Origin of the sequence: Paraburkholderia atlantica (assembly GCF_009362785.1) — a bacterium.
Classification (GTDB): domain Bacteria; phylum Pseudomonadota; class Gammaproteobacteria; order Burkholderiales; family Burkholderiaceae; genus Paraburkholderia; species Paraburkholderia atlantica.
Map to the genome: position 1 here is coordinate 139,781 of NZ_WHNQ01000021.1, position 7,092 is coordinate 146,872.

Annotated in this window: 10 protein-coding genes; 5 read left to right on the forward strand and 5 right to left on the reverse strand. The window is 62.5% G+C overall.

Features of this window, described 5'->3' with window-relative positions; all coding sequences use genetic code 11:
• Positions 1–122: 122 nt before the first annotated feature.
• Positions 123–1,295, forward strand: coding sequence for a hypothetical protein (locus tag GCT19_RS26495; RefSeq protein ID WP_152853594.1), 1,173 nt, complete (start codon positions 123–125; stop codon positions 1,293–1,295).
• A 104-nt stretch (positions 1,296–1,399) separates the two neighbouring features.
• Here the strand turns inward: GCT19_RS26495 and GCT19_RS26500 are convergent, their stop codons facing one another.
• Entirely contained in the window at positions 1,400–1,957 is a 558-nt protein-coding gene (locus GCT19_RS26500; protein WP_018438398.1) for an NADPH-dependent FMN reductase, read from the reverse strand.
• Between the two features lie 289 nt (positions 1,958–2,246).
• On the opposite strand from GCT19_RS26500, the gene GCT19_RS26505 reads away from it, so the two are divergent.
• Positions 2,247–2,462, forward strand: a complete 216-nt coding sequence (locus GCT19_RS26505) for a hypothetical protein (RefSeq protein WP_013092833.1) — start codon at positions 2,247–2,249, stop codon at positions 2,460–2,462.
• Positions 2,463–2,544: 82 nt separating this feature from the next.
• On the opposite strand, the gene GCT19_RS26510 is transcribed toward GCT19_RS26505, so the two are convergent.
• A complete protein-coding gene (locus GCT19_RS26510; protein ID WP_152853595.1) occupies positions 2,545–2,934 on the reverse strand; it encodes a hypothetical protein in 390 nt (129 codons plus the stop codon).
• A gap of 198 nt (positions 2,935–3,132) precedes the next feature.
• Here GCT19_RS26510 and GCT19_RS26515 point away from each other — a divergent pair, with 198 nt between their 5' ends.
• On the forward strand, positions 3,133–3,741 hold the full coding sequence (locus GCT19_RS26515; protein ID WP_176135401.1) for an RNA polymerase factor sigma-70: 609 nt from the start codon (positions 3,133–3,135) through the stop codon (positions 3,739–3,741).
• On the forward strand, positions 3,722–3,934 hold the full coding sequence (locus GCT19_RS26520) for a zf-HC2 domain-containing protein (RefSeq protein WP_026229253.1): 213 nt from the start codon (positions 3,722–3,724) through the stop codon (positions 3,932–3,934). The genes GCT19_RS26515 and GCT19_RS26520 overlap by 20 nt, the downstream gene beginning before the upstream one ends.
• 22 nt (positions 3,935–3,956) lie before the next feature.
• Here the strand turns inward: GCT19_RS26520 and GCT19_RS26525 are convergent, their stop codons facing one another.
• Positions 3,957–4,247 carry a DUF1272 domain-containing protein gene (locus GCT19_RS26525; RefSeq protein ID WP_013092837.1) on the reverse strand — a complete coding sequence of 97 codons (291 nt, stop codon included), beginning with the start codon at positions 4,245–4,247 and terminating at the stop codon, positions 3,957–3,959.
• A 282-nt stretch (positions 4,248–4,529) separates the two neighbouring features.
• Between GCT19_RS26525 and GCT19_RS26530 the strand changes: the two genes are divergently transcribed.
• The gene (locus tag GCT19_RS26530; protein ID WP_018438404.1) at positions 4,530–5,513 is read left to right on the forward strand and encodes a sulfonate ABC transporter substrate-binding protein; all 984 of its coding nucleotides are present in this window, start codon (positions 4,530–4,532) and stop codon (positions 5,511–5,513) included.
• Between the two features lie 54 nt (positions 5,514–5,567).
• Here GCT19_RS26530 and arsC read toward each other — a convergent pair whose 3' ends face one another.
• Together arsC and GCT19_RS26540 are read right to left on the reverse strand one after the other, a co-directional pair.
• Positions 5,568–5,927 carry an arsenate reductase (glutaredoxin) gene (gene arsC / locus GCT19_RS26535; RefSeq protein ID WP_018438405.1) on the reverse strand — a complete coding sequence of 120 codons (360 nt, stop codon included), beginning with the start codon at positions 5,925–5,927 and terminating at the stop codon, positions 5,568–5,570.
• A gap of 331 nt (positions 5,928–6,258) precedes the next feature.
• Positions 6,259–7,092 (reverse strand): IS256 family transposase (locus tag GCT19_RS26540; RefSeq protein ID WP_152853597.1); only part of this gene is annotated, 834 nt, incomplete at its 5' end.

Here is a 7,092-nt window from a genome sequence, read left to right on the forward strand (position 1 = left end):
CGGGCATGGGACGCAGCGCCGCCGCGCGGCGGTGCGGGGGCATGATCGTTGCGTGCCCAAAGACGGCAAGGGACGACGCCTCGGGCGCCGCCCGTTCCAGCAGAACATGTCGGGAGACAACCATGCAACATCTCGTGATTGGTTTATTCGACACTTACATGCAGGCTGAAACCGCCCGCGACACGCTCGTGCAAACCGGTTTCGCGCGCGAGAAGATCGAGTTGCAGGCGAACGCCGAACCGTCGGTTGGCTCGGCCACCAGCGAAGTCGCCAATGCGGGCGTGCTCGCGAATATCGAGCGCTTTCTCGCCAGCCTGTTCTCGACCGGACCGCGTCCGTCGGACACCGCCCGTTATGCCGAGGCGATGCGGCGTGGGGCGGTGCTCGTGTGTGTTCATGCCGCGAGCCAGTCGCATGCGGAACTGGCGCGCAACACGCTCGTGCGGCTCGGCGCGATCGATATCGGCGACCGCTTGCCCGAGACGGACACCCCGGTCGCCCCCAACCGCGATCACTCGGTGCTCGATGAGCTGGGCATCGGCGCGGTGATGCCGGGTACGCCGCGTACGTCGAGCGTGACGACCGAGGCGGGCGCGACGCGCGGCACGCGGGACACCACGGCAACACCGGGTGCGGGTGTGAGTTCGAGCAGCGGCGCGGCGGGTGCGGCGGGCGTGAACGAATCGACCGGAATCGCCGGCGCAACGGGCGCCACTTCGGCGACCGGTACGACCGCACCCGACACCATGCCTGCTGCCGCCACCCCGCGACCCGATCCGCTGACCGCCATGCCGCCGCCGGACATCGGCGCCGCCGCCGAGCCGTTCGCGCCGCCACCGATCAGCGAACGGCCGACGAGCGATCCGGTCAACGAACCCATCGCCGATCCGCTCACCGGCGATGCGGGGCGCAGCGCGATCGCCGCCGGCTCCGTGCCGGGTTCGGGCGCGGTGATGCAGCCGCAGCCGCCCGACATCGTCCCCGAAGGCGGACAGCCGGGCACCGGTCCCGGCGACCAGATGCCGAACGAATATCTGGAGTACGAAGAGGACTTCCGCACGCACTACGACGATCAGTACGCAGCCGCGAACGCGCGCTACGAAGACTACGTGCCCGCCTATCGTTACGGCGCGGAGATCGGTCGCGACGCGCGCTTCCGCGATCGTCCGTGGGAAGAGATCGAGCCCGAAGCGCGCCGCCATTGGGAAACCACGTCGCCGGAGAGCACGTGGGAGCGCTTCAAGCTCGCGGTGCGTCATGGGTGGGAGCGGGTGACCGGGCATCACGACGTGTAAGCGATGCGGAAAGCGAAACGGGCGCGGCCGCCTCACGCGGCGCGCGCCGTGTTCTCGTTGCTTCGGCGGAGGGTCAGGGCGCGGTCGGCGCCGCTAAGTCCCGGCTACGCCACCGCCCCATGCCGCTTGATCCACGTGACGTAGCGGTCCATGAACGACTGCAGGAACTTGCGCGTGCCGTCGTTGACGATCTCGCCTTTTTCGTTGATCACCGACGGATCGTGCTTGATGAACACCTCGGGCTGACCCATCGTCGCGACGTCGAGATAGGCGAGCACGTTGCGCAGATGCTGTTGCGCGAGCGCCGTACCGGTGGCGCCGACCGAGGTGCCGATCACCGCGCCGGGCTTGTTGCCCCACGAGTTCGTGCCCCACGGCCGCGAGCCCCAGTCGAGCGCGTTTTTCAGCACGCCCGGTATCGAGCGGTTGTATTCGGGCGTCACGAACAGCAGACCGTCCGCGGCTTGCACGCGCTCCTTGAGCTTCTTGCCGGCTTCCGGATAGTCGGCGTCGTACTCCTGTGAGTACAGCGGCAGGGAGCCGATATCGATGTATTCGAAGGTGAAATCGGCTGGAGCAAGGGAAATCACCGCCTGAGCCAGCTGGCGATTGAACGAATCCCGCCGCAGGCTGCCGACGACCACTGCAATGTGATAGGCCATGTTCGCTTCCTCAGTTAGTGCGCTCGACGCGCAGAGAGTAGGACTGTTCATGATAGGCAAAAGCCGCGTGAAACGCCTGGCCACTGGCGGATTTGGCGAGGCGATAGCGGATCGGGAAGGGTTCTTGCGGCACCTGTCGGTGGATAACCTCGCAGCTCGAAAAGTTATCCACAGAATCGCTGAATAACCTTGTGGATAAGTAGAACTTTTGCCTTGTCAATCAAGCATGCCTTCGGGCCAGGGCGATCTGAGGCAAATGGGCACCATCGACCTTCTGGAGGACCGGATCATGAGTCTCGACTACGCAGGAAAATCTCACGACGAAGCGGTCGCCGCGCGCAAGAAAGCGCGGCAGCGCGCGCAGGAACCGGCGGGCGGCGAGATGGCCGTCGACGGCGTCGAAGCCGATGCCACGCATAGTTGCGGCGAGTTGTCGGAGCAAGGCAAGCAGGTATGGCGCACGGGCGCCGGGCTCGATGGCGGAGGCAAGGCGCCGAGCCGCTAGGGGCTGTACGCTGAATGCAAAAAGGGCGCCGTTGCCGGCGCCCTTTTCTTTTGCTTGCTTGCTGCGTATTTCGACGTGCCGCTCAGTTGCCGAAAAATACGTTGCAGTACGACGCCGGGCCGTTGCAGGTCGAAGCGGGAGCGTCGGCGTGAGCGACGCCCGAAGCGGCTGCGAACAGGGCGGCCGAAGCGATCAGAGCGGAGAAAATGCGTTTCATGGTTCGGGTCCTCGTTTGCGTATGGTTGCGCGATCTGATGCGATCGATGGCGTGAAGAATAGCGAGCGGGCCCGCGTCCACAAACAGCGAAGATGAGAAGACATTTTTTTGTAGATTGAAATAATCGTTGTTATCTGAGAGCGCGGAATTGGTGGCCGATCGCGAGGTTTTGATTGACCGATACGCCGATTCAAAAGCCTTCTCTCGGGCTGGCTCGAAATATCGTTTCTTGCAACAATCAATTTCCGATGTCATAAGCCGCCGCGCCGCGCGACCAAGCTCCTCGGGCCATCGATCGCCAAGGCGTATATGTTCAATACCGATTCGTTAGGGCAGGAACGTGAGGGACAATGGCGCACGTATCCGCAAATCGTGCGAGGACGACCATCCGCTCATGACTCACAACGTTTCAGGGCAACACGCGCAGCCGACAGCGCAGCGACGGAGCACGCCGTGACGCAGCCAGGCGGTCCGTCGCTCGACGATCCCATCTATCTCGCGCAATTGCGGCGCGACCTTGTGCGCTTCGCCCGTCTGCAATTGCGCGATGCCGCGGCCGCCGAGGACGCCGTGCAGGAAGCGCTGACCGCCGCGTGGACTCAGGCCGGGCGTTTCGCCGCGCAGTCGGAGCACAAGACCTGGGTATTCGGCATCCTGCGCCACAAGCTCGTCGACACGCTGCGCGCGCGCCAGCGCACGGTCAATTTGTCAGCGCTCGAAGCCGAACTCGACGGAGAGGCGTTACTCGATCGCGAGCTGTTCAAGGACAACGGCCACTGGTCGCGCGAGACCAAGCCGCGTCCATGGCCGACACCCGAAACCGCATTGCGCCAGCAGCAGTTCTGGACGTTGTTTGAAATGTGCCTCGAGCATTTGCCCGAGCACATCGGACGCGTGTTCATGATGCGGGAGTTTCTCGACCTCGACATTGCGGCGATCTGTGCCGAACTGCAGATCAACGCGAATCATTGCAGCGTGCTGATCTATCGGGCGCGGCTGCGGCTGCGCACGTGCCTGAGCGAAAAAGGCCTATCCAGCGAGGATGCGAATGGGGAAGTGTAAGGACATCACGCGGCTGCTATCCGACGCGCTCGACCGCTCGCTGTCGACTGGCGAATGGCTCGCGATCCGCCTGCATCTGCCGACCTGCAGCGGGTGTCGGAACTATCGCAAACAGATCCGCCTGCTGCGGGTCGCCGCGCATGTGGCGAGCGGGGTCGCGAGCGCCGATGGAGCAAAGAGCGGCGACGAGTGATTTGCCGCTGTCCCATCGAGGTTCAGCGCTCAACGGGCGGCACGTCGCGATAGCGTTCGAAAAAGCGGGCATGCGACGCTTCATCGATGCCGACAGGATGTGCATCGGCACGCGCGGGATGTTTGGCAAGTTGCGCCCGCGTGCGAATCGGCCGATGCGCGAAATTGCCGCCGCAATTCGGACACACGTTGCGCAGCTTGGTCAGCGCGCAGACCTCGCAGAACGTGCATTCGTAGGTGCAGATCATCGCGTCGGCCGCGTTCGGCGGAAGTGACTTGCCGCAGCCTTCGCAGGTTGGTCGCAATTCGAGCATGACGGAGGCTCCTGTTAGTGGCGACGCGATGAGCGGGTTGCGTGCCAAGCGTTGCGAGAGGATCGATGCAGCGGCGAGCTGGTGGCCGCCGGCGCTGCTGTGCCGGTCGATTGTAGCGGGAAGGGATGGACCGGGCGTTCGGCGTTCGGCAATGCTTCGCGAGTGCCGCATGATTTGCTTATGCGAATTAATCGGTTCGTCCAAGCGGGCAGACGAATTATCGTCGGAGCCACTCGGACCGTCTGTTGGTGTCCGTCAAATTCTCTTTCGACGAGTATTCTCATGTCCCGTGATCCGCTGCTGACGCGCCGTACGTTTCTCACCGGCGTAGGCGCAACACTGGCCGCCGCCGCGTTGCCGGTCTTTTCCGCCGCTGCATTTGGTGCCGATGAACATGCAAAAGAACTTCGTATCGGTTATCAGAAAGCCGCGAGCACCCTGGTATTGCTGAAGGCGCACGGCACGCTCGAAAAGCGGCTCGCGCCGCTCGGCATCACGGTCAAATGGACCGAGTTTCCGGCTGGGCCGCAATTGCTGGAAGGGCTTAACGTCGGCGCGATCGACTTCGGCTACGTGGGCGAAGCGCCGCCCGTGTTCGCGCAGGCCGCGGGCGCCAATTTCGTCTATACCGCATATGAAATTCCGACGCCGCACGCCGAAGGCATCCTCGTGCATCCGGACGCGCCAATCAAAACCTTGGCCGATCTGAAGGGAAAGAAGATTGCCCTGAACAAGGGCTCGGATGTGCACTGGTTTCTCGTCGCCGCGTTGCAGAAGAACGGCGTGAAGTTCAGCGAGATCCAACCCGTGTATTTGCCGCCCGCCGATGCACGCGCGGCCTTCGAGCGCGGTGCGGTCGATGCGTGGGCTATCTGGGACCCGTTTCTCGAAGCCGCCAAAAGGCAGACGAACGCGCGGCTGCTTTCGGATGCCGAGGGTATCGTCAGTCACCACCAGTTCTTTCTGAGCGCGCGACCCTTCGCACAAAAGAACGGCGACGTTCTTGCGATCGTGATCGATGAAGTCGGCAAGGAAGGGGAGTGGGTGCGCGGTCATTACAGCGAGGCCGCAGCACAACTCGCGCCGATTCAAGGGCTCGACGCGAGCGTGATCGAATCAGGCTTGCGCCATTACGCACACATCTATAAGCCCGTAGACGCGAACGTGCTCGCGGAACAACAGCGCATCGCGGACACATTCACCGAACTGCACCTGATCCCCACGAAGATCGTGACCAAGGAAGCCGCACTGTCGGGCAAAGCCTAGCGCGGCAATTCGAGTCCGCATTGCGCACATCGGTTGACTTCGACGCTCGCGCGATCAACCGAAAAGCGCGGCGACATTTTCCGGCGGGCGGCCGATGACGGCACGCCCGTTTCTGACGACGATCGGTCGTTGCAACAAAATCGGATGCTTCGCCAATGCTTCATAGAGCTGGGCATCCGTCAGCGACGGGTCGGCAAGATTGAGATCTTTATACTCGGCCTCGGTGTCGCGAATCATCTCGCGGACGGGACAGCCAAGTTGAGCATTGAGATTCTTGAGCTCTGCGACGGTCAACGGCTTCTTCAGATATTCGACGATTTCCGTCTCTTCATTTGAGGGATTGTAGGTGTTCGCGACGAGTTCGCAGGTGGCGCGCGATTTGGAGCAGCGCGGGTTGTGGTAGATGGTGATCATGGCTGGGTTCAGGGCTTGCGCCGTTGAAGGTTGCTGTGACGGTTAGAAGGGTTCGGGAATTTTAGCGGTTGACTTGATGGCGTGGCGCAGGATGATTGCGCGACATGCGCGTTGTTTAAACGATCGGTGGGGTGGGTCGGTTTTTGCGCATAAACCGACGCTGCCTTCCGATGTGAATCGGCATCGTTTTATGCTGGGAGCGTGAGTTCTCGTCGCGTCTGCGATTCGCTCGCGCGGGGCGCGATACAAACGACGACCTCGACGGAAGTGTCTGAATTTTTGTGTGCAAGGCGTCTGAACATTTCAGGCGTGGCAGGCGATCAATTTCATTCTAGCTGTTGGGTCGTGTGAAGCGATCCTCGTAGAGGATCGCGAACTGCCGCATGGCGGCCTTCCAGTCGTGGGCCGCACGGTGCCAGTCGCTGGTGATTTTGCGCAGCGCAAGCCAGAGCAGTTTGGTCGCCGCTTCATCGGACGGGAAGTGTCCGCGCGTCTTGATGATCTTGCGCAGCTGTGCATTCACGCTCTCCAGCGAATTGGTGGTGTAGATGACCTTGCGCACCTCAGGCGGAAACGCGAAGAACGGAATCCCGCGAACCCATGCGCGGCGCCAGGCTGCCATGACCGTCGGGAACCTGCTTCCCCACGGGCCCCGTTCCAGGGCAAGCAACTCCGCCTCGGCTGCAGCAGCACTGGCCGCCGTGTAGATTGGACGCAGGGCTGCGGCCAGTTCCCGACGCTCCTTCCAGCCGGCATAGTCGAGCGAATTGCGGATGAGGTGCACGATACAGGTCTGCAGCGTGGTCGCCGGGAAGACCGCTTCAAGCGCGTCGGACATGCCCTTCAGTCCGTCGGTGACGGCAATCTGGATGTCCTGCACGCCGCGTGTCTTCAGATCGCTGAAGACCTTCATCCAGAACTTCGCGCCCTCGGTGTTCTCGATCCACAGTCCGAGAATGTCACGCGTGCCGTCGGGCAGGATCCCCAGCGCCAGATAGATCGCCTTGTTGCGCACCATCCCTTCGTCGCGGATCTTCACACGCAGCGCGTCGAAGAACACCACCGGATACATTGGCTCGAGCGGACGGCCCTGCCAGGCTGTGATCTCCTCAGTCACCGCATCGGTGACACAGCTGATGAACTCCGGCGATACTTCGGTGCCGTA

What these genes read in the sequence shown, in the direction of transcription:
- arsC (WP_018438405.1), bottom strand. Translation starts at nt 5,927, where the DNA reads ATGATCACCATCTACCACAACCCGCGCTGCTCCAAATCGCGCGCCACC.
- GCT19_RS26530 (WP_018438404.1), top strand. Translation starts at nt 4,530, where the DNA reads ATGTCCCGTGATCCGCTGCTGACGCGCCGTACGTTTCTCACCGGCGTA.
- GCT19_RS26510 (WP_152853595.1), bottom strand. Translation starts at nt 2,934, where the DNA reads ATGACATCGGAAATTGATTGTTGCAAGAAACGATATTTCGAGCCAGCC.
- GCT19_RS26500 (WP_018438398.1), bottom strand. Translation starts at nt 1,957, where the DNA reads ATGGCCTATCACATTGCAGTGGTCGTCGGCAGCCTGCGGCGGGATTCG.
- GCT19_RS26495 (WP_152853594.1), top strand. Translation starts at nt 123, where the DNA reads ATGCAACATCTCGTGATTGGTTTATTCGACACTTACATGCAGGCTGAA.
- GCT19_RS26520 (WP_026229253.1), top strand. Translation starts at nt 3,722, where the DNA reads ATGCGAATGGGGAAGTGTAAGGACATCACGCGGCTGCTATCCGACGCG.
- GCT19_RS26525 (WP_013092837.1), bottom strand. Translation starts at nt 4,247, where the DNA reads ATGCTCGAATTGCGACCAACCTGCGAAGGCTGCGGCAAGTCACTTCCG.
- GCT19_RS26505 (WP_013092833.1), top strand. Translation starts at nt 2,247, where the DNA reads ATGAGTCTCGACTACGCAGGAAAATCTCACGACGAAGCGGTCGCCGCG.